General features: G+C 64.1%; 18 protein-coding genes. 10 read left to right on the top strand and 8 right to left on the bottom strand.

What is annotated here, in order from left to right; translation table 11 throughout:
- Positions 1-39: 39 nt before the first annotated feature.
- The 6 genes from ACFFNA_RS05400 to ACFFNA_RS05425 form a co-directional block, all read right to left on the bottom strand.
- The gene (locus tag ACFFNA_RS05400; protein WP_378916253.1) at positions 40-978 is read right to left on the bottom strand and encodes an ABC transporter substrate-binding protein; all 939 of its coding nucleotides are present in this window, start codon (positions 976-978) and stop codon (positions 40-42) included.
- Between the two features lie 82 nt (positions 979-1,060).
- On the bottom strand, positions 1,061-1,888 hold the full coding sequence (locus ACFFNA_RS05405) for an SDR family NAD(P)-dependent oxidoreductase (RefSeq protein WP_378916256.1): 828 nt from the start codon (positions 1,886-1,888) through the stop codon (positions 1,061-1,063).
- A 57-nt stretch (positions 1,889-1,945) separates the two neighbouring features.
- Entirely contained in the window at positions 1,946-2,716 is a 771-nt protein-coding gene (locus ACFFNA_RS05410) for a glucose 1-dehydrogenase (RefSeq protein ID WP_378916259.1), read from the bottom strand.
- A gap of 4 nt (positions 2,717-2,720) precedes the next feature.
- Positions 2,721-3,215 (bottom strand): acetone carboxylase subunit gamma, encoded by a 495-nt coding sequence (locus tag ACFFNA_RS05415; RefSeq protein ID WP_378916262.1) that lies wholly within the window; start codon positions 3,213-3,215, stop codon positions 2,721-2,723.
- Entirely contained in the window at positions 3,212-5,416 is a 2,205-nt protein-coding gene (locus ACFFNA_RS05420) for a hydantoinase B/oxoprolinase family protein (RefSeq protein WP_378916265.1), read from the bottom strand. The genes ACFFNA_RS05415 and ACFFNA_RS05420 overlap by 4 nt, the downstream gene beginning before the upstream one ends.
- A 13-nt stretch (positions 5,417-5,429) precedes the next feature.
- Positions 5,430-7,559, bottom strand: a complete 2,130-nt coding sequence (locus ACFFNA_RS05425; protein ID WP_378916405.1) for a hydantoinase/oxoprolinase family protein — start codon at positions 7,557-7,559, stop codon at positions 5,430-5,432.
- Positions 7,560-7,702: 143 nt separating this feature from the next.
- On the opposite strand from ACFFNA_RS05425, the gene ACFFNA_RS05430 reads away from it, so the two are divergent.
- The 5 genes from ACFFNA_RS05430 to ACFFNA_RS05450 all read left to right on the top strand — a co-directional run bounded on the left by ACFFNA_RS05430 (position 7,703) and on the right by ACFFNA_RS05450 (position 14,130).
- Entirely contained in the window at positions 7,703-8,482 is a 780-nt protein-coding gene (locus ACFFNA_RS05430) for a helix-turn-helix transcriptional regulator (RefSeq protein WP_378916268.1), read from the top strand.
- Positions 8,483-8,864: 382 nt separating this feature from the next.
- On the top strand, positions 8,865-9,674 hold the full coding sequence (locus tag ACFFNA_RS05435) for an IclR family transcriptional regulator (RefSeq protein ID WP_378916271.1): 810 nt from the start codon (positions 8,865-8,867) through the stop codon (positions 9,672-9,674).
- Positions 9,675-9,946: 272 nt separating this feature from the next.
- The gene (locus tag ACFFNA_RS05440) at positions 9,947-11,278 is read left to right on the top strand and encodes a glucoamylase family protein (protein ID WP_378916274.1); all 1,332 of its coding nucleotides are present in this window, start codon (positions 9,947-9,949) and stop codon (positions 11,276-11,278) included.
- Positions 11,268-12,797, top strand: coding sequence for a mercuric reductase (locus tag ACFFNA_RS05445; RefSeq protein ID WP_378916276.1), 1,530 nt, complete (start codon positions 11,268-11,270; stop codon positions 12,795-12,797). The genes ACFFNA_RS05440 and ACFFNA_RS05445 overlap by 11 nt, the downstream gene beginning before the upstream one ends.
- 118 nt (positions 12,798-12,915) lie before the next feature.
- A complete protein-coding gene (locus ACFFNA_RS05450; protein ID WP_378916279.1) occupies positions 12,916-14,130 on the top strand; it encodes a glycosyltransferase family 4 protein in 1,215 nt (404 codons plus the stop codon).
- 22 nt (positions 14,131-14,152) lie between these two features.
- Here the strand turns inward: ACFFNA_RS05450 and ACFFNA_RS05455 are convergent, their stop codons facing one another.
- Positions 14,153-14,728, bottom strand: coding sequence for a DUF1349 domain-containing protein (locus ACFFNA_RS05455; protein WP_378916282.1), 576 nt, complete (start codon positions 14,726-14,728; stop codon positions 14,153-14,155).
- A gap of 92 nt (positions 14,729-14,820) precedes the next feature.
- A complete protein-coding gene (locus ACFFNA_RS05460) occupies positions 14,821-16,257 on the bottom strand; it encodes an aldehyde dehydrogenase family protein (RefSeq protein WP_378916407.1) in 1,437 nt (478 codons plus the stop codon).
- A gap of 275 nt (positions 16,258-16,532) precedes the next feature.
- Between ACFFNA_RS05460 and ACFFNA_RS05465 the strand changes: the two genes are divergently transcribed.
- From ACFFNA_RS05465 to ACFFNA_RS05485, 5 genes are all read left to right on the top strand, one after another.
- Complete coding sequence (locus tag ACFFNA_RS05465; RefSeq protein WP_378916285.1) at positions 16,533-17,192, top strand: TetR/AcrR family transcriptional regulator; 660 nt, start codon at positions 16,533-16,535, stop codon at positions 17,190-17,192.
- A 96-nt stretch (positions 17,193-17,288) separates the two neighbouring features.
- Positions 17,289-18,542: a sarcosine oxidase subunit beta family protein gene (locus ACFFNA_RS05470; protein ID WP_378916288.1), complete on the top strand. Its 1,254-nt coding sequence runs from the start codon at positions 17,289-17,291 to the stop codon at positions 18,540-18,542.
- A gap of 71 nt (positions 18,543-18,613) precedes the next feature.
- Positions 18,614-18,880 (top strand): sarcosine oxidase subunit delta, encoded by a 267-nt coding sequence (locus ACFFNA_RS05475; RefSeq protein ID WP_378916291.1) that lies wholly within the window; start codon positions 18,614-18,616, stop codon positions 18,878-18,880.
- Positions 18,877-21,768, top strand: a complete 2,892-nt coding sequence (locus tag ACFFNA_RS05480; protein WP_378916294.1) for a sarcosine oxidase subunit alpha family protein — start codon at positions 18,877-18,879, stop codon at positions 21,766-21,768. Before ACFFNA_RS05475 ends, ACFFNA_RS05480 begins: the two co-directional genes overlap by 4 nt.
- The gene (locus ACFFNA_RS05485; protein ID WP_378916296.1) at positions 21,761-22,285 is read left to right on the top strand and encodes a hypothetical protein; all 525 of its coding nucleotides are present in this window, start codon (positions 21,761-21,763) and stop codon (positions 22,283-22,285) included. The genes ACFFNA_RS05480 and ACFFNA_RS05485 overlap by 8 nt, the downstream gene beginning before the upstream one ends.
- Positions 22,286-22,301: the final 16 nt, after the last annotated feature.

Genomic DNA, 22,301 nt, shown 5'->3' on the forward strand with positions numbered 1-22,301 from the left:
CAAATCGACCCCCACCCAAGTGGCGGGACATCGGGCCGCCTATCCCTTGGTCGCGTCGACCCAGGGCTTCCAGACGGCTTCGTTCTTGTCGACCCATTCCTTGACGACGGCGTCGAGATCCTTGCCGTCCTTGTCGACGGCCAGCATCATCTTCTGCTGTTGGGTGGCGTCCATCTTGAACGCCTTGAGGAAGGCGAGCGCCGCCGGCCATTTGGCACCGAAGCCTGACCAGACGATCTTGTCGACATCGGGCGGCGTGATGCAATGCTCGTTGGTCTGCTCCTTGCACGGCGGCATCTTGATCCAGCCGACGTCGTTTTCGGCGAGCGCATAATGCGGACCCCAGAACATCATGACCAGCGGCGACTTGGCGGCCTCGGCGGATTCGAGCTCGGCCACCAGCGCACCTTCCGACCCTGCCGGGACGGCGGTGTAGGGCATGCTGTTGTCGGCCAGGATGGTCGCCGCCCGCGAACCCCAGTCAGCCGGATAGTCGAGGAAGCGGCCATTGGGCGCCGTCTCGGGCGTCGACAATGCCTGCACGCATTCGGGCTTGGTCAGCGCCGACCAGTCGGGCAGGCCCGGGCAAACCTTTTCCATGAATTTCGGATAGATCCAGCCTTCGCGCGTTTCGAGGTCGAGCTTGCCGATGTCCTCGATCTTCTTTTCGGCCAGCACCTTCGGATAGATGTCGCCGACATTGTTCAGCCAGATCTCCACCGAAGCGCTCAGCGAGCCGTCGGCAAGGCCGGAGAATTGCGGGAAGTTGCCGGCGGTGACGTATTCGACCTTGTAGCCGATCTTTTCGAGCAACTGGCCGGCGATGTGAGTGGATACGTGGGCGCCGGTCCATTCGAGCATGGCGAGCTTGATCGGCTCGTCCTTGGCGCCGAGTTCGGCGGTTCTCCCTTGCGTGTTGGCTGCAAGCAGAAGCGCCAGCCCGATGCCGGCGCCTTTCAAGACATTGGTCCTTTTCATATCAGTTCCCCTGTCGGTTGGACTTTTTCCTTACCTTATGCCGGCCTCCTCCCATGAAGGCCGCAACCATCCCGCAAGAACGCTACCACAGCGCTCCGCCGGTGATTTGTATGTTTTCCATGGTGATGCCCTTGGCCAGATCCGAGCACAGGAAAACGGCCAGTGCGGCGATCTCCTGCGGCTGCAGCATGCGCTGCTGCGGGTTGCCGCTGGCGATTTCGGCCATCGCTTCCTCTGCCGTGCGCCCCTTGCCTTCGCGCTCGACGACCTGCGCCACATTGCGGCGCATCAGTTCGGTCTCGACCCAGGTCGGGCTGATCATGACGCAGGTGACGCCATGCGCCGCGCCTTCCAGCGCCACGCAGCGGGTCAGGCCGAGAAGGCCAGCCTTGGACGCGCAGTAGGCCGGGTTGTCCTTCCAGCCGACGGAAGCCGCGGTCGAGCCGATGTTGACGATGCGGCCCCAGCCACGCCCGATCATGCCTGGCAGCACGGCGCGGGTGACGCGGAAGGCGCCGGTGAGATTGGTGTCGACGATCTTGTCCCACAGCGCGTCGGAGTGGCCGCAGACCGGCTGTTCGGCGGTGGTGCCGGCGGCGTTGACCAATATGTCGGCAGGGCCGATAGCCGCTTCGGCGTCCGCCGCGAAACGGTTGGTGACCTCGCTGTCGCGGACGTCGAGATGGGCGGCGTGGACCCGGGTGCCGTACGAGCCGAGGGCTGCGCGCACGCGCTCGATTTCGTCGGCACCGGGATAGTAGGCGGCATCGGATTTGTCAGCGCCAGCGGGCGCGATGTAGGAGCCGACAGCGACGTTGGCGCCGGCCTCGGCCAGCGCCGTGGCAATGGCAAAGCCCATACCGGAAAACCCGCCGGTGATGATCGCGCTGCGGCCGGAAAGGTTTGTCATCAGGCATTGTCTCCAGACAGTTCGGCGCGGGCGAACAGGCCCGAGACGATTTGAGATTCACACGGCAAGATAGCCTCCATCGACGACCATTTCGGAGCCGGTGACGAATTTGGATTCATCGGAAGCGAGGTAGAGGACCATGTAGGCGATGTCGTTGGGTTCGCCGAGGAAGCCTATGGGGTGACGGGCGAGCGCCTTGGCCTTTTCCTGGTCGAGCGTGCCGAGATCGCGCAGATAGTTTTCGGTCTGCGGCGTCCAGATGTAGCCAGGATGGATGGAGTTGCAGCGGATGCTGTAGCGCTTCTCGGCGCAGTGCACGGCAACCGCCTTGGTCAGCGTGCGCACGCCGCCCTTGGAGGCACAATAGGCGGCGAGATCGGCCTCGCCGATGATGCCGTCTATGGACGACAGGTTGATGATCGAGCCGCCGCCCGATTGCTTCATCAGGGCGATGGCTTGCTGGCAGCCGAAGAAGACGCCGTCGAGATTGACGGCCATGGTGCGCCGCCATTCCTGCAGCGAGGTGTCCTCGATGTTTTTCGCGATGGCGATGCCGGCATTGTTGACCAGCACGTCGAGCCGCCCAAATTTTTGCTCAATGGCCGCCATCACCGGCGGCCAGTCGTCGGGGTTCGAAACGTCGTGACGAAGCGAGAGGCTTTCGCCGCCGTTCTGGGCGATCAGATCGGCCGTCTCGGCGGCGGCTGCCTCATCGATGTCGGTGACGACGAGCCTGGCACCCTCCGCCGCAAGCAGCAACGCAGCCGCCCGCCCAAGGCCCATTCCGGCTCCGGTGACGAGTGCTACCTTGCCTGCGACGCGGTTCACAACATCAGCTTCCTTCGAGTGGTTTCCCCAGCCATTCGCGATAAAAACCTTCGAGGTCGGGTTCGAAATCATGCACGATCGGATAGCCGGGTGCCGCCGCCTCGACCTCGTGCAACGTGCCGCATTGCGGGCAGATGAATTCGCGGATTTCCATCCATTCGGGATCGGGGAGATCGCTGTTCGGATAGATCTCGCGCAGGGATTCCTCGGTGTTGCGGACGTTGATCACGGCCTTGAGCTTCCAGTTCTTGCGGTAGTCGCCGAAGCAGTGGCCGCATTCGCAGCGCGTGATCCGCTCGTCGCCGCTCTGGCAGATGAACAGGTGGTCGCTGACCGGCAGCAGGATCGGATCTTTCCAGGCGACGCGGTCCTGATAGACGGCGACCATCTTGAAGAAACGATCATCGTCCTTGTAGGCGCTCATGATGCGCCGGGTCTGCGGCCAGGGCAGCTGGCCGGCAGCCAGATCGCGAATGACTTCCTTGCTGTACGAGGTCATGGCTTTGCTCCCGGCGTGAAGATCGATCTGGCGTCGACGTTCCAGAAATCACTGAAATCCTTGGTGAAGCGCGACGACAGCTTGATCGCGCTGGCATACATTTTCTTCACCTCCGGCGCGAAGTCGGCCTTTTCGACCCTGCCGCGCTCGGCGGCGATCCAGTCCGACACCGGGATTGCTTTCGCCAAACGTTGCTTGCGCATGGCGGCGCGGCGTTCCACCGTGGCGTCGATATCGGCTAGGGGATAACCGTCTTCATCGTCCTTCAGCACGATGCCGAAAACCTGGTCGGCCGCTTCGCGGGTGAGAAAACCGTTCTCGACATCCCAGGCCGTCTTGATCGGATCGCGCTCCAGCACGTCGCCATAGCCGCCGCCGCCATTGTAGGAATGGCTGAAGATATCGCCGGACTTGTGCGGCGAGGTGATGTACGGGCCCTCGACCACGACATGGTCGCCATCGATGTTCTTCTCGTAGTCGGAGACGTGCGGGTCGATGCCCGGCGCATGCGCCAGCGGTTCGCCCCTGGCCGCCAGTTCGTGAATGTTGGAGTTGCGCACCGCGCGGTGCTTCTGGCAGGTCGGCGCCGGATAGCCACCGCACATGCCGCCATTGTCGAACACACGCGAGGAGTGCTCCGAGGTGTGGAGCCTGAGATGCGGGGTCTTGTTGATCAGCCAGGTCGAGACGAAGGAACAGCCGCCGCGATATTTGCCGGCGCCGCCGGAGTTGGGGACGATCGAGCGGCCGATATAGACCATCGGCATCGACTGTTCCCAGACCTCGATGTTGCCCATGTCGGATTCCGGATTCCAGCCGACATAGGCGGTGTCGAGGCCGTCCTTGATGGCGAGCGCGCCGGAACCGGCCGCGGCGCATTCGAAATGCGCCATGCCGAACGGCGTGCCGTACTGGCTTTCGCCGCCCATCTCGATCATCGGGCTGTTGACCTGGCCGACGAAGGCCTCCTCGACGAAACCACGCGCCACGAAGCTGCGCGACAGCAGCCGCTGGAACACGCCATAGGCCGGCAGCAGCAGCGCCCATGATGTGGCGGTGGCCACCATCTCATTGTCGGGGTTGGTCCAGGTGCCATGCGGCAATTTCAGCTCGGTCGCCATCCAGGCGCCGTCATTGACGAGGCCTTCGAAATTCATGTGCTGGGTCAGCGTGACGAACATGCCGCCATCCATGCCGGCCGGCGTGCAGTTCATCGAATGGTAGCCCCAGGGCTGGGTGCCCTCGAAGTCCATGGTGATCTTGCCGTCGGTGGTGATCTCCATCTCGATCGGGATGTTGTAGAGCCAGTCAGGATCGCCGAGCAGCTGGAAGCCGGGCTTGCCTGATGTGACGTGGCCATAGAAGGTATGACCGCGATAAATACCGGGCACGGTGAGCTGGCGGGTACGAGCAAGCTGGGCGCGGCGGCCTTCCTCGATGAACTCCTTCGACACCTTCATCCAGTAGTCGAGGCCGATCTCGGAGATCAGCTGCTTGACGCTTTCGCGCATGTCGATGCAGGAAGCGACCTTGGCCTTCTCGTCGAGCACCCAGTAGATCGGCATGCGCAGATTGCGCTCGCAGCGAATGACATAGTCGCGGCGGATCTCGTCGTTCTCGCCGATCTTTTCGGCGCAGACGAACAGGCCTTCGGTGAAGCGTTCCTGGGCAAGACACACGTCGCCGCCTGGGGTGATGCCGCCGGCTTCGAGCTCGTGACAGACCGCCCCGGCCCAGCCGACCAGCGTGCCGTCATGGAAGATCGGCACCACGTCCATTACGTCTGGCACCTGCACGGTGCCGATGAAGGCGTCGTTGTTGGCGAAGATATCGCCTTCGCGAATGCGCGGGTTTTCCTCGTAGTTGTTCTTGATCATCCATTTGATGAAGCGGCTCATCGTATGGACATGCACCATGATGCCGTTGGAAAGCGCGATGGCGTCGCCCTCGGGTGTGTAGATGGCGACCACCATTTCGCCGACTTCGCGCACGCCGGGCGAGGCCGAGATGCGGCGGGCCATTTCGCGCGCCGAGACGCAATAGGCGCGCAGCTTGGTGTGCAGCGTCTCGAATTTCAGCGGATCCTGGTTGCGGAGCGTGAGTTCCGTGATGCCGTCATAGCAGCCGGTCTCTTCCATCAGCCGCTCGGAATCGAGCAGTCTTTCGCGAAGGCGCAGGGCTGAGGCAGGTTTGTCCAACATGGCGGTCGCCCTCTCAAGCGTGGGTGTAGTGCAGCAGCGTCCATTCATCGACAAAGACACGGTCTTGCGGATGGACGACGAGCGTGGTGGCGGGATGTTCGATGATGGCCGGGCCGATCACTTCGTGGCCGGGCTGTAAGAGATCCATCTCGTAGAGGTTGGCCTTGTGCCAGCGTCCACCGATATAGGCCTCGCGCACACCCTTGTGGGCGGCAGCCGGATTGGAGGCGCCGAGCGGCCGCTTGAGCAGCACCGGCTTGACCTTGTCGGCGGTGGCGATCAGCCCGAGCTCGGTGATGGTGAAGCCGGCTTCACCATAGCGCGACACGCGGTGGTTGACCTTGGCATAGACCGCCTCGAACTCGTCGAGCACCTTGCGCATGTCGTCGGCCGAGTTGACCTCGGCAAGCGGCGCCATGACCTCGACGTCCTCGAGTTGGCCGGTGTAGCGCATCATCAGGAACGGCACAGTCCTGATCTTCTCGCGTGCATGGCCGTCGGTGATCATCTCGTCGACCGCCGCCTTGGTCAGATCGTTCCAGACCGTGGTGACCTTGGCGCCGAAAGCGGCCAGCGTCGCCTCGTCGGCCCGCGAGGCGATGTCGTGCTGCGTCGACACCGAATGGCGGCGCATGAAATCGGCCGTGGTGCAGCCGAAGGCGGAGAAGGCGGCGGCGAACTGGAAGGTGATGATGTCCTTGAAGCCGATGCCTCTGGAGCAGCCGGCCAGGTGCAGCGGACCAGAGCCGCCGTAGGACAGCAGCGTGAACTCCGACGGATGGATGCCCTGACCGGAGATGACGCGGCGCAGGGCGTTATTGGCGTCGGATTCCAGCATGTCGATCATGCCCTCGGCGGCTTCCTCCAGCCCGACGCCCAATATGTCGGAGCATTTCTCCTGGAAGGCGCGGCGGGCCTTTTCGACCTGCAGCACGACCTTGCCGCCAAGGAAGTAATACGGGTTGAGGCGACCAAGAACGGCATCGCAGTCGGCGATGGTCGGTTCGGTGCCGCCGCGATCGAAGCAGATCGGGCCAGGATCGGAGCCGGCGCTTTCCGGTCCGAGCGAGACCTTCTTGGTCAGTGGATCGACCTTGAGGATCATGCCGGCGCCGGCACCGATGGTGTCGAGATGCAGCGTCGGCACGTTGAGCTTGAAGCGGTCCATCAGCGGCTCGTTCTCGATCCGCGTCTGGCCGCGCGTGATGACCCCCATGTCGAAGGAGGTGCCGCCCATGTCCGAGCAGATCAGCGAGTCATTGCCGATCAGCTTGCCGACATACGCAGCACCGAGGATGCCGCCGATCGGCCCGGAGATCATGGTTTCATGCAGGCGCGGATGGTTGATCGAGGTCAGGCCGCCGAAGGAGAGCAGCGTCTGCACGCCATATTTGAAGCCGTATTTCTTCGAGACGTCCTCGATGCCCTTGAGCTGCTTACGCCCGCGCGACGTGGCGTAGGCCTCGATCAGCACCGAGTTCAGCCGCGACTGCTCGCGGATGACCGGACGGACCTCGTGGCTGGTGTAGACGGTGATTTCGGCGTCGGCCTTTTCGATTTCCGCGCGGCAGATTTCGGCGATGCGCTTCTCGTGTACCGGATTGACGTGCGAGAAGATGGTCATGATGCAGATCGCTTCGACCTTGTCGGCGATCAGTTTTTTCGCGGCAGCGGAAACCTCGTGCTCGTAGAGCGGCAGCACGATGTCGCCGAACTGGTCGATGCGTTCGGTGACGCCATGGGTGCGACGGCGCGGCACCAGCGGATCGGGATGATGATGGGTCACCGCATGCAGCCGGTCGGCATAGGAATAGTCGGCCCAGGCCTGCAGGCCACGGCCCATCAGGATCATATCCTCAAGACCCTTGGTGGTGATCAGGCCGAGCCGGCGCCCGGTGCGCGACAGCAGCGTGTTGAGCATGCCGGTGCCGGAATAGAGCACGACGTTGACGCCGGAAAACAGCGATTCCAGCGAAATGCCCCAGGCGTCCGCCGCGTCCTCGGCCGAAGCCAGAAAGCCCTCGGCCTCGTTCTTCGGTGTCGTCGCCGACTTGCCGATCTTGAAGTGGCCGTCCTGATCGACAAGGATCGTGTCGGTCATGGTGCCGCCGGCGTCGATGCCGATGACGATTGGATTGCCAATGATAGGGGCGGTGAGGTTGGGTTGGGTCACGGTCGCCTCGGGATCTGGTCTAGGTTGTCGCTAGGCTAGATTCGGCAGGTGGCCTCGCGCCATATGCCTAAAGACACAATGACGGGCTGACTGACATCGCCGAGAAAAGGGGCATGCGCATGGGGACCATCTGGGCGCCGCTCGCCAAAGCGATCGCCGCCACCGGCACGGACAGGCATGTCGACTGCCTGATCGATCTGATCGGCGCGGACATCGAGCACGACCTTGTCACCGTGACGCGCTATTCGACGACGCAGACGCCGGAATTCGTCAAGCATCGGCGCTTTTCGGACGAGATGGTGCAGCGCTATCTCGCCAGCTACTATGTCTTCGATCCGTTCTATGCCTCGTGGCGGCGCGAGCGAAGGCTCGGCATCATGCCGCTGAAGCGGCTTGCCGACGACGAAGCCAAGCGCGGCCAGTACATTGCCGGCTTCCTGGCACAGTCGGAAATCTGCGACGAGGTCGGCATCATGCTGGCCGATGGCGGCGACTGGTGCCTCGGCATCTTCCTCGACCGCTCGACCACCGCATTCAAGGACAGCGAGATCGCGCTTCTGGATGAACGGCTGCCGGTGTTCGAGGCGTTGCATGCGCTCGACATCAAGGCGCGCGGAACCGAGTTCTCCCGCACCTCGGCGCCGACCGGTCCCGGCGCCTCGCCCCGGCAGGAACCGATCATCCCGGCAAGCCTGTGGCCGGAGCTGTCGCTGCGCGAGCGGGAACTGGTCCAGCTGATCCTCGCCGGCCATCCGACGGCGAACATCGCCGAGCGTCTCGGCATCACCGTCGGCACGGTCAAGAACCATCGTCGGCGCATCTACGAGAAGCTCGACATCACCACCGAGCGGGAACTGTTTTTGCAGTTCTTCCAGCACCAGGCGGACCGATAGAAGCTGGACCTCTTGCCGATTTGGCGCGCCTCATCGGGCAAGACAGCCTTCGCCCAGACGCAGATACGCGTTCCAATTCCAGGGTTGGAATGGCCCTGCCGATCGTCTCAAGATTCCCTCTTGCGGAACGATGGTGACGATGCCGAGCACCAGAAACGGCATCGCGATAAGCCGGCGCAAAATATAGCGGGACACGTGGCTACCTTCATAGGGACGGGCTTCGTAGGATGGCACAAGGCGCTGGGACATGCCACCGATGCGAGCATATTGACAGTCTGGGAAAGCGCTTGTCAATATAAATGGAATTTAATTTCATTTTTCGACCACCGGGCCGGCGGCACCGGCCTGACAGGCGGACACCGTCGCCAGAAAGACCCGCAGCGTGCGCAAGCGAGCGACCAAGGACGAGACGGAGCTTGAAGGCGAAGGCGCGCAGCTTTCGTCGTCGCTGGTGCGCGGGCTCGGCATCTTGCGCGCCTTCCGGCCGGGCGATGCCTCGCTCGGCAACCAGGACATCATCGCCCGCACCGGCCTGCCGAAGGCGACGGTGTCGCGCATCACCTACACGCTGAGCGCGCTCGGCTATCTCTTGTACGACAAGGATCTCGGCCGCTACAGCCTGGGGCCGGCCACGGTGGCGCTGGGCTATTCGGCGCTCAGTTCCAGCGCCGTCGTCCACCTCGCCCGGCCGCTGATGCAGCCGCTGGCCGACCTGACCGGAGCGGCGGTGGCACTCGGCACGCGCGACAGCCTCAACATGGTCTATCTGGCCAATTGCCGGTCGGAGAGCCTTGTCACGCTGCGGCTCAATCCAGGCTCCTACCTGCCGATCTGGAAGACATCGATGGGGCTGGCCTATGTAGCGGCCCTTCCGCCCGAGCAGCGTGCCAGTCTTCTGAGTGCGCTGCAGGAAGCGGAGCCGGAGAGCGCCAAGAAGATCGAAGCCGCCTTCACCGACGCGATCGCCCAGTACGCACGGCTGGGCTATGTGACGTCGTTCGGTGCCTGGCACAGCTACATCCATGCGGTCGGCGTGCCTTTCCAGCCGCGCGACGGCTCGCCGCTGGTCGCCATCACCTGTGGCGGCATCGGCGAGATCATCACCGAGGACCGCGCGCATGGCGAAATCGGACCGGCGCTGGTGGCGATGGTGGAAGCATTGGGCAGAGAGCTCGAGGGAAATACTGCGTAGTCTCGGCCGGGGTGGTGAGGCGGCAGCGTCACCTGCAGAGCCAAGCCGGGACGTCCCTTGTGTCGGCGGCGGCAACTACAATTCTGCGTGACGGGGGCAACGAACGGAGCCCGACACGCGTATAGTTGCCAACGCTCGAATCGACGACGGGAAGAGTATGCGAAAAGCCATGACACGGAGTGACAGTTCGGCATGCGCGACAAGCCGCCGGCGGCTCGCCATCGCTGTACGACCGACGAAGGCTGCGGCCATCAGGCTGGAGTTTGCATCGTTTGCTTAGAGCCGAACCCGCCGCGCTGTCCGATGACGAGCTTCTGGACCGCTATCAGCGTGCGGCCTTCGACTATTTCCTGGAGAACGTAAACCCGGAAAACGGGCTGGTCGCCGATACGTCGAGGCCGAATTCGCCGGCCAGCATCGCCGTCGTCGGTTTCGCCCTGTCCTGCTATCCAATCGGCGTCGAGCGCGGCTGGATGACGCGCGAGGCGGCTGTGAAGCTGACGCTCGCGGCGCTGCGTTTCTTCTGGGCCAGCCCGCAAGGCAATGGCGACGACGTCACCGGCCACAAAGGCTTCTACTACCACTTCCTCGACATGCGAACCGGCCTTCGCGTCTGGCGCTGCGAGCTGTCGATGGTGGACACGGCACTGCTGATCGCCGGCATGCTGGTGGCGGGCGCCTATTTCTCCGGCGACGATGACGAGGAAGCCGAAATCCGCCAGCTGGCCGAGGCGCTCTACCGGCGCGTCGACTGGCGATGGGCGCAAGGCAGCAGTCCAACCTTGCGGCAGGGCTGGAAGCCGAAGAGCGGTTTTCTCCACTATGGCTGGGAAGGCTACAACGAAGCGACGATCCTCTATGTGCTGTCGATGGCCTCGCCCGACAGTCCGACCTCGGATGACAGCTACGAAGGTTGGACGGCGACCTACCAGTGGGAAAACATCTACGGCTACGACGTGCTCTATGGCGGACCGCTGTTCATGCACCAGTTCTCGCATGCCTGGATCGATTTCGCCGGCATCCGCGACGCTTTCATGCGCGAGAAGAATTCGGACTATTTCGAAAACAGCCGCCGCGCGACCTACCTTCACCGCGACTATGCGCGCCACAACCCTTACGGCTACTACGGCTATGACGAGAACCTGTGGGGACTTTCGGCAGGCGACGGGCCGGGCGGCTTTCGCACCAGCGTGGAGCGGCAGCGTCGCCGGTTTTCCGGTTATGCCGCGCGCGGCGCTCCGTTCGGGCCGGATGACGGGACGATCGCCCCATGGTCCTATCCGGCCTCGCTGCCTTTCGCGCCGGATATCTGCCTGGCGGCGTTGCGCCATCTCGGGGACCGCTATCCCGAAGTGATCGACAATTTCCGGCTGCCGAGCGGCTTCAATCCGACACTCGCGAACCGGCGAAAATTCGGCCGGCACGGCTGGGTGTCGGAAGGCCACTACGGCCTGGACCAGGGCATCGTGGTGATGATGATCGAGAACCACCGCTCGCGCCTGGTCTGGGAGCTGATGCGGTCCAACCAGCACATTCGTCGCGGCCTGGACAGAGCGGGCTTCACGGGTGGATGGCTGTCTAGGGATGACGGCGATGGCGCATGACCGGACCAGGGCTACCGCCTTCCCTGTCGACCGCAATGACATCGAGCTGATCAAGCACGCCCATCCATCGCACTGGCAGAACCCGGAGCCGGACGGTCCCTACAACCTCGTCGTCATCGGCGCCGGGCCGGCCGGGCTGACCGCAGCCCGCGACGCGGCCGGCCTCGGCGCAAAGGTCGCGCTCATCGAGCGCAACCTGATCGGCGGCGCTTGCGTCAATGTCGGCTGCATCCCGTCGAAGTCGATCATCCGCACGGCCAGGCTCTATGCCGATATGCGCGATGCCGAGAGTTTTGGCGGCGACACGCCGGACCGTCTTCACGTCGACTTTCAGCGGGCCATGACGCGGATGCGGCAAATCCGGCAGCGGATCAGCCGCGCCGATTCGGCCGCGACCATCGCGTCGGAAGGCATCGACCTCTATTTCGGCGAAGCGCGGTTTGCCGGACCGGACGCGGTCATGGTCGCCGGCAAGACGCTGCGTTTCAGGAAGGCGCTGGTCGCGACTGGTGCCCGTCCAAGCCTGCCGACGATTCCGGGGCTGGCCGAAGCCGGGTATCTCAACAACGAAACCGTGTTCAACCTCACAGCCTGCCCGCCACGGCTTCTGGTCATCGGCGGCGGACCGCTCGGTTGCGAGGCGGCGCAGGCCTTCTGCCTGCTGGGTGCGAAAGTCATCCTGGCGCAGCGGGACCCGATGTTCCTGCCCGGCGAGGAACGCGACGCCGCCCAGGTCCTTTCGGACGCGCTGGCGCGCGAAGGGGTCGAGGTTCGCCTCAACACCGAGGTTGTGGCGGTACGGACGGCGGGCGGGAAGAAGCTCGCCGACCTGCTGCGGGACGACGACACGACGACGATTTCCGTCGACGAGATCATCACCGGCGTCGGCCGTTCGCCCAATGTCGACGGTCTCGACCTGGAAAACGCCGGGGTGGCATACGATGCCGACGGTATCAAGGTGGACGATTATCTCCGAACCACAAATCCGCGCGTCTATGCGGCGGGCGATGTCTGTCTCGACTACAAATTCACCCATACTGCGGAGGCGACAGCCCGCATCGTCGTGCAGAACGCCCTGTTTCTCGGACGCAAAAAGCTGAGTGAGCTGGTCGTGCCGTGGTGCACCTATACCGATCCGGAAATCGCCCATGTCGGTCTCTACCCGGCGCAGGCGCGTCAGAATGATATCCCGGTCAAGACCTACACGGTGCTGATGCACGATGTCGCGCGCGCGGTCATGGACGGCGAGGAAGAGGGTTTTGTCAAAATCCACGTCAGGGAAGGGTCCGACCGCATCCTGGGTGCCACGGTCGTCGCCAGCCATGCCGGCGAGATGATCAATGCGGTATCGCTCGCCATCAAATCCGGTATGGGATTGCACGCACTGGCCGACGTCATCCATCCCTTCCCGACGCAGGCACAAGGCATAAAGATGGCCGGCGACGCCTACCGGCGAACCCGGTTCACCTCATTTTGGAGGCAGCTGTCGGCGCGCTGGCTGGCGTGGTCCAGGCGGTGACCTTGCGGCCCACCGGCATGCATGCTGCACCGGACATCCGAAGAGGATCCGGCGCTTGACGAAAGCGCCGTTCAGCTAAACAAGTCGAAACTGTTTTGTGATCGCGGAGCCGTCTGGAATGCCTTTTGGAGACGAGCCGCGGAGCGCAGAACGGCGTGTGCTGGTCGTGTCCCACGATCCGGCCTTTCCGCCGGCGTCCGGCGCGGATCTGCGGAACCATCGCAACGCCGTGTCGGCAGCGGCATTCGGACCGGTCTGCCTGGCGTCGGTGCGGCCGCAGGCCGTGGAAGCAGTCGATCCGCCGATCCGCATCGAGGCCCTGTCGATCGAAGGAGAAGCCCGTACCGGTTCGATCGGGTGGTGGCGCTTAAGGGCAGAGCATCGCGTTTCGCGCTCCGCCTTGATGCGGCTGGAGACTCTGGTTCGCGACTTCCGCCCGGACACAATTGTGGTCGAGGGCATTGGCCTGTTCAAGCTGCTGCAGCCTTTGAGACCGCTGACGAAACAGCTCATCCTCGACATGCACAATGTCGAGTCCGACCTGGCGGGGCAATTGCATCGCGCCGATAGAGCGCGATCTGCCGCGGCCAGGCTCGCCACGGCCCTTGCCATCAGGCGCCTCGAAAGAAAGGCGCTTGCCCTCGTCGACAGGGTCTGGGTCTGCTCGAACGAGGATCGCGAAAGGCTGATGACCCTTTTCCCGCTCAAGGTGCCGGTCGATGTCGTTCCGAACGGAATTCCCCACGCCGGCGATATCCCCGAAACACTGCCCGCCGAGGCTGCGGCCGACAAGACCTTTCCGGTGATCCTGTTCGTCGGCCATCTCGACTATCCGCCAAACGTCGATGCCGTCGAGCGGTTAGCCGGCACCATATTGCCCCGCATCCGGCAGGCTTTGCCGGCGGCGACATTGGCTATTGCCGGCCGCAGGCCGAAGCCTGCCGTGCGGGCGATGGCGCGATTGCCTGGTGTGGAGCTCGTCGAAGACCCCGAAACCATGGCGCCGCTCTTGTCCAGGGCGCATCTCACCATCATCCCGCTTGCGGCAGGCGGCGGAACGCGCATCAAGATCCTGGAGGCGATGGCCTGGGGCGTGCCGGTGATCGCCACGCCGCTGGCCGCCGAGGGGTTGGGCCTGGTCGAGACCGAAGAATTGCTGTTGTCAGATAGCGATGAGGAGCTTGCCGAGATGGCGGTCGGGCTTTGCCTGGACGCTGAACGCAGAGCAAAGCAGCGCATCCACGCGCATCAAGCGGTATGGGCCAGGTTCGGCCCGCGAGCCATCCGCGACGCCGTTCGCAACGGGCTGGGACTGGACAAGGCTGGTGCATGATTGAGGCGCAGAAGAGCCGACTTCAATCGTGCAGTTCCCGCGATATCGGCGGACCTACCGAAAAACCGGAGAATGTGACTTCAAAACCCTCGCGTTGCGGCGAACAGCACATCATGCCGACATCGACCACCTTCGAGATCGGAAAATAGGCGAGCCGCACAGGCTTCCAGTGGCCATCGGAAGCATCGAGATATTGGATGCGGATCGTCTCGGCATGACGGGTCAAGCGGATCCGCACACCGTGCGGGCTGGCCGCAATGGTGGCCAGCGACCAGTCCGAAGCATCGTTGGTGACGACGACGGAAAAGTACATCACGCCGTCGGTATATTCGATACCTGCCTTGATCCAATGGGTTTCGCTCAGCCGGACCATCAATCCGGCCTGGTCGTAGAGCACCTCGTAGCGCCCTTCGACCGTGACTTCGGCGGTGAAATCGCCTTCGACCGGCCGGTACAGGAAGTGGCCATTGTCGCGCCAGAAACCATAGAAGGTCTCACGCCAGAAATCGGTCTCCTTGCCGGTGCGCACACGAACGGTATCGCCGTCGATGGCATGGTGCGGCGGCGGATTGAGCCAGGTCAGGTCTTGCAATGGCATCGTTTCGCGCCGGTCCGGTATTGTCGATGTTGGCGTGTCGCAGGCATGATCGGCCGGCGGCCGATCAGCCCGGCATGATCGGCGGTGGCCGATCAGCCTGAGAACGTATAGGCGGTCTTCACCGTGGTGTAGAATTCCGCGGCATAGCGGCCCTGTTCGCGCGGGCCATAGCTCGATCCCTTGCGGCCGCCGAAGGGAACATGGAAGTCGACACCCGCCGTCGGCAGATTGACCATCACCATGCCGGCCTCCGAATTGCGCTTGAAGTGCGTGGCATGCTTGAGGCTCGAGGTGCAGATGCCCGAGGTCAATCCGAACGGCGTATCGTTGGCGACGACCAGCGCCTCGTCGTAGTCCTTGACGCGGATGACGCTGGCGACAGGCCCGAAGATCTCCTCGCGCGAACTGCGCATGGCGTTGGTGGCCTGCGTCAGCAGCGCCGGCTGCAGGTAGAAGCCCGGCGCCTTGCGGTCGAGCCGCTCGCCGCCGAAGGCAAGCTCGGCGCCTTCGGCGCGGCCGATGGCGATGTAGTCCTCGTCCTGCTTCAGCTGGGTCGCGTCGACGACCGGACCGATCTGGGTTTGCGCATCGAGCGCGTCGCCGATGACCAGTTTGCCCATGCGATCCTTGAGCGCGTCGACAAAACGGTCATGGATGGCGTCGGTCACGATCAACCTGGACGAGGCCGTGCAGCGCTGGCCGGTCGAGAAGAAGGCGCCGTTGAGCGCGCAATCGACAGCGACGGCAAGGTCGGCATCGTCAAGCACGACCAGCGGGTTCTTGCCGCCCATTTCAAGCTGGAACTTGCGCATGTGCTCGATGCTTGCGACAGCGACGCGCTTGCCGGTGCCGACCGAGCCGGTGAAGCTGATGGCGTTGACGTCGGGACTGTCGAGCATCGCCTGACCAACGACCGAGCCCTTGCCCATGACGAGATTGAGCACGCCCTTCGGAAGCCCGGCGCGATGCAGGATGTCGACGATGGACCAGGCGCTCTCGGGAACCAGCTCCGCCGGCTTGAAGACGACGGTGTTGCCATGCGCCAGCGCCGGAGCGATCTTCCAGGCCGGAATGGCGATCGGGAAATTCCACGGCGTGATGATGCCGACCACGCCGACCGCTTCCCGGGTGATCTCGACGCCGACGCCCGGCCGCACGCTTGGCACGACCTCGCCCGACAGGCGCAATGTTTCGCCGGCAAAGAAGTCGAATATCTGGGCGGCGCGAATGGTCTCGCCGATGCCTTCGGCCAGTGTCTTGCCTTCCTCACGCGCCAGGTTGCGGCCGATCTCGTCCTTGCGCGCCATAATCTCGTCCGAGGCTTTTTTCAGCACAGCGTGGCGCGCCAGCGGGCCGGACCGGGACCATGCCGGAAACGCCGCCTTGGCCGCGGCGATTGCCTGCCCCGCCTGCGCGGCTCCCGCCGAGGCATAGTCGCCAACGACATCGCCGGTATCCGAAGGGTTGATGTTGCGGGAACCGGCGTCGCCGACCCATTCGCCATCGATGAGGTTCTGTCTAAACGGGATCATGTCTTGTCTTCCTGCTGGTTGGCCGCGCGGCGGCATCTGTCTGAATTGGTATTTGCCAGACAATTGCCTTGCGGGAAAGCATGCAGTGGGCCAGCCGCCCGCGACAAAAATCCCTGGCCTGGCATCATGCCGATGGCGCGGCGGCGATAGCGCCATACGATCCCCACTCCGGCTAACATCCGTGAGGCATCATCCGAGCCCGGTCGAAATGACCTGGACAGCAGTGTCCATAGCCTTGATTTGCCTGATGCAGCGTGTCATGCGTCGTGCCGATGGAAGCCACCGATACGACGATCCAACGCGCCGGCGCCACCGGAAACATCAAGGCCACTCGCGAAGACTGGCTCAAGCTTGCGCTTGAAACGTTGATCTCGGATGGTGTCGAACGCGTCCGCGTACTGACGCTTGGCCAGAAGCTCGACGTGTCGCGCTCCAGCTTCTACTGGTATTTCAAGAGCCGTCAGGACCTGCTCGACCAGTTGCTGGACTACTGGCGGCAGACCAACACAAGGTTCATCGTCGAACGCGCCATGCGGCCCTCCGCGACCGTCATCCGCGGGGTGATGAGCATTTTCGAATGCTGGGTGGACGAAAGGCTGTTCGATCCGCAGCTCGATTTCGCGATCAGGGCCTGGGCCCGTCGCTCGCCTGCTATCCGGCGCGCGCTCGACGAGGCCGACGAGGAGCGCGTCGATGCCATTCGCGACATGTTCATGCGTCATGGCTATGAGGAAGAAGACGCGTTCGTGCGCGCCCGCGTGCTCTATTTCATGCAGATCGGCTATTACTCGCTCGAACTCAACGAGCCTATGAGCAGCCGCCTGGCTCAGGTCGCCTTGTATCTGCGCAGCTTCACCGGCCAGGAGCCTCCGGCGGAGGATGTCGAGGAGTTCTCGCGCTATGTCGAGGAGACGATTTCGCGCAAACGCTAGCACCATCCGCTGCGCGCAGGATCGACAGGCGTACTAGACATATATGTACAATACTACTAGGCTTTGCCGTGAGAAATCAGCCTTGCCCGGCACGCCATGACCAGAATTTATTCCGCTTTGTCGCTCTTCAAGGAGGGGCTGGCCGGCCAGACTGGCTGGCAGCCGGCCTGGCGCTCGCCCGAGCCGAAGCCATCCTACGACGCGATCGTCATCGGCGGCGGCGGCCATGGGCTGGCGACGGCCTATTACCTGGCCAAGAACCACAACATCGCTGGGGTGGCGGTGCTGGAAAAGGGCTGGATCGGCGGCGGCAACACCGGCCGCAACACCACCGTGGTGCGCTCCAACTACTACTATCCGGAAAGCGTCGAGCTCTATGGCCTGGCGCACCGGCTCTACGAAGGACTGTCCAGGGACCTGAACTACAATGTCATGCTGTCGCAGCGCGGCATGGTCAATCTTTGTCACAGCACCGCCGAAATGGAGGTCGGCGCGCGCACCGTCAACGCCATGCAGATCAACGGCATCGATGCGGAGCTTTTTTCTCCCGAGGATGTGCGCCGCGTGGCGCCGATCTACAATTTCTCAGCCGATGCGCGCTTCCCTGTGTTCGGTGGCATCTGGCAAGGCCGGGCCGGCACGGCGCGCCATGATGCGGTTGCCTGGGGTTACGCGCGGGCGGCGAGCCGGCTCGGCGTCGACATCATTCAGAACTGCGAGATCACCGATTTCATCATCGAGGGCGGCCGCTGCCGCGGTGTCCAGACCTCGCGTGGCGCGATCCGTGCCGACCGCATCGGCATGGCGGTGGCAGGGCATTCCTCGGTGCTGGCGGCCAAGGCCGGTTTTCGCTTGCCGATCAATTCCTACGCGCTGCAGGCCTGCGTTTCCGAGCCGGTCAAGCCGATCCTCGATACGGTGGTGCTGTCGCCAGGCACCGGCGTCTATGTCAGCCAGTCGGACAAGGGCGAAATCGTCATCGGCGGCGGGCTCGACCGCACCCCCTCCTATGCGCAGCGCGGCAATCTGCCGACCTTGGAGACGGTGATTGCCGGGCTGCTGGAGATGTTCCCGATCTTCGGCCAGCTGAAGCTGATGCGGCAATGGGCCGGCATCGTCGATGTCGTGCCGGACTCCTCGCCGATCATCGGCGAATCGCCGTTGCCCGGCCTGTTCCTCAATTGCGGCTGGGGCACGGGCGGCTTCAAGGCCATCCCCGCCGGCGGCACGCTGCTGGCGCAGCTGCTGGCCACCGGCAAGCACAATGACATCAGCCGTCCGTTCGACCTGGATCGCTTCGCCAGCGGGCGGCTGATCGACGAAGCGGCCGGCTCGGGCATCGCGCACTGATGCATGTCGCCCAAAAGTGTGCAGCGGTTTTGGGATAACGACATGCATGAAGACAAAGAGTCGAGGTTCTGATGCAGCTTTTCCCTTGCCCGTTCTGCGGCCCGCGCGACGAGACCGAATTCCACTATGGCGGCGATGCCGGCAATTTCAGGCCGGATGGCGGCGACGTACCGCTCGATCGCTGGGCTGATTACCTCTATCTGCGTGGCAATCCGAAGGGCACGGCGCGCGAAATCTGGGTGCACATGAACTGCGGCGAGTTCTTCGTCATGGAACGTGACACCGTCACCCACACAGTGCTGTCCTCAACCGCTCTCGGTGGGGAGCACGCGGCGTGACCGCCTCGCGTCTTGCCACCGGCGGCAGTGCCATCGACCGGTCGCGGCCGATCCGCTTCAGCTTCGACGGCGCCACCGTGCACGGCTTTGCCGGCGACACCATCGCCTCGGCGCTGCTGGCCGGCGATGTCGCGGTGGTCGGCCGCAGCTTCAAATATCACCGGCCGCGCGGCATCTGGGGCGCCGGCGTCGAGGAGCCTAACGCGCTGGTCGATATCGGCGGCAACGTGCCGGCGACGCCGAACACGCGGGCCACGACCGAGCCGGCGCGCGACGGGCTGGTGGCGAAAAGCGTCAACGCCACGCCCAGTGCGCTGGCCGATCGCAACGCCTTCCTCGATCGCTTCTCGCGCTTCATTCCAGCGGCGTTCTACTACAAGACCTTCATGTGGCCGGACTGGCACATGTTCGAGCCACGCATCCGCGCCATGGCGGGACTGGGCAAGGTCGATACGGACTGGACATCGCCCGGTACAGCGGACCAGATCAACCATCATTGCGACTTGCTGGTGGTGGGTGCGGGACCGGCTGGGCTGGCCGCCGCAAAGCTGGCGTCTGGTGCCGGTCTGTCCGTCACGCTGGTCGACGACCAACTAAGGCCAGGCGGATCGCTCGGCCACCGGACTAGTGAGATCGACGGCAGGCCGGCAGCCGTCTGGAGCGAGGAGACCGTTGCGGAGCTTGCCGCGGCCAGTCACCTGATCCTGCCTTCGACCACCGCCTTCGGCATTTACGACCACAATCTGGTCGGGCTGAACCAGCGCCATCGCGACGGCCGGCCGGACACGCTGTGGCGGGTCAGGCCACGCCAGATCGTGCTGGCGACCGGCGCCATCGAACGGCCGCTGCCTTTCGCCAACAATGACCTGCCGGGCATCATGTCGGCGGATGCGGCGCTCGCCTATCTCAGGCGGCATGCGGTGCTGGTTGGCCGCCGCATCGTCGTCGCCACGAACAATGACAGCGCCTATGAAGTGGCGGAGGCGCTCGCCGAGGCCGGTGCCGAAGTCACGCTTGTCGACCTGCGGCGGGACGGCACGCCCGCCACGCCGGCCATTGTCCGGCTGGTCAAAGGGCGCGCCCTGGCTTCCGCCAACGGCAAGCTGCGCGTCGAGGGCGTGACGCTCGATGACGGCACAAGGGTCGATGCCGATTGCGTGCTGGTTTCGGGTGGCTGGACGCCGACCATCCATCTCTTCGGCCAAGCCAAGGGCAAGCTTGCCTGGAGCGACGCGCGCGCCGCCTTTCTGCCGGGCGATCCGGTCGATGGTATCGCCGTGGCAGGCGCCGCAGCCGGTGCGGTTTCCTTGTCGGAGGTGTTTGCAGGCGCCGGCAAGGCGATTGCATCGCTTGGCCAAACGACAACAGCAGTGCCGCGCAGCACCGGAGCGGAGGCGACGGGCGGCATTCTCGCGGCATGGCCGATGCCCGGCTCGAAGGGGCGCATCTGGATCGACTACCAGAACGACGTGACGGTGAAGGATGTCGAACTGGCGGCACGCGAGAACTTCGTCTCGGTCGAACATTTGAAGCGTTACACCACGCTCGGCATGGCGACCGACCAGGGCAAGACCTCCAACCTGCCGGGTCTCGCGCTGATGGCCGGGATCACCGGCCGCACGGTGCCGGAGGTCGGCACCACCACCTATCGCCCGCCGTTCACGCCGGTGCCGCTGGCGAGCTTTGCCGGCGCGCGCGTCGGCGAACTGATGGCGCCGGTGCGCCGGCTTCCGCTCGAAAGTGTGCATCGTGCCAGCGGCGCCGTCTTCCAGGAATATGGCGGCTGGCTGCGCCCGGCCCATTATGGCGGCGGCGGCGGCGGCGACGCTGAGCGTTCGATCGAGGACGAGGCGCGGCGCGCGCGCCAGTCGGTCGCGCTGTTCGACGGTTCGACTCTCGGCAAGATCGAGGTGATCGGACCAAAGGCGGCCGAATTCGTCGATTTCATCTACTACAACACCATGTCGACGCTGAAGCCCGGCCGCTGCCGCTATGGTTTCATGCTGTCGGAAAATGGCGTGGTCTTCGACGACGGCGTGCTGGTGCGCCTGGACGAGCATCGCTTCGTCGTGTCGTGCTCGTCCTCGCATGTCACTGCCGTGCATGCGCGGCTGGAGGAATGGCGCCAGGACCGCTTCGGGCGTGGCGCCGTCTACATCCACAACGCCACCGCCGAAATGGCGACGCTGACCGTTTCGGGGCCGAACGCCCGGAAACTGCTCGAAACGCTGGATCTCGGCCTCTCGCTGGCCGATGCCGACTTGCCGCATATGGCGGTCGGCCATGGCACCTATGCCGGCGACGAGGTCCGCATCGCCCGCGTCAGCTTCACTGGCGACAGGAGCTACGAGATCTCGATCCGGGCTGATCGCGCCGAGCCGCTATGGGCGCATCTGCGCCAGGCCGGCCAGGCGTTCGACACCGTTGTCATTGGCCTCGAGGCGCTGATGATCCTGCGGGCCGAGAAGGGTTTTATCGTCATCGGCAAGGACACTGACGGCACCACGCTGCCGCATGATCTCGGTGTCGAGGGTCCGCGCGCCAAACGCCAGAGCGAATTTGTCGGCCGCCGCTCGCTATTTACGGAAGAGGCTTCGCGCGGCGACCGCATACAGCTTGTCGGACTGATCGTGCCGTTTGGCGAGGCGCCGCTGCCAACCGGCGCGCATGGCATCAGACGGAGCGGGGGCAGATTGCGCAGCCAGGGCTTTGTCACCTCGAGCTACCAGAGCCCAGCACTCGGTCGTCCGGTCGCGCTTGGCCTGATCGAACGCGGCGCGGCGCGCCACGGCGAGACGATCGAAATCCAGCATCTCGGCAAGGTCAGGACGGCGACGATTGCCGCCCCTTGCGCCTTCGACCCGGCAGGAGACCGGCTGCATGCGTGATCTCGCGGAAAAATGGTCCGTCGCGCCGGATTGGCAGTCGGCGGTCATCACGACGCCGGGCCTTGCGCTACGAATAGTCCTCGATCTCAACCAATTGATGGTCAGCGGCGACCTCGATGCGTGGGCGCGTGCTTCCGGTGTCGACGGGAATGGTGTGGGTGCCTTTGGCACCGCGCAGGGTGACCGCTATGCGGCGCGGCTGGCGCGCGACCGGCTGCTCGTCGTGTCGGATGCCCCTCTCGCCATCGCCACGGGCTGGCACACAGAAGGCTTCGCGGTGACAGCGATCAGTGCCGGGTTGCAGGTGTTCGAGGTCGAAGGCTCGGCGCTCGACGCTTTCATCGCGCGCGGGACGACACTCGATCCCAGGCAAGCGAGTGCCAGCGCAGCACTTTCCTTCGCCGGCATCAGCGCCGTCGTCTATCGCCATCAGGGCAGGCTGCGCATTCATGTCGATCGCGGTCTTGCCGCCTATCTCTGGACATGGATGGAAACGGCAGCCAGCAACATCATATAATTAGCCGGATATGATC

Source organism: Mesorhizobium kowhaii, from assembly GCF_042431665.1.
Classification (GTDB): domain Bacteria; phylum Pseudomonadota; class Alphaproteobacteria; order Rhizobiales; family Rhizobiaceae; genus Mesorhizobium; species Mesorhizobium kowhaii.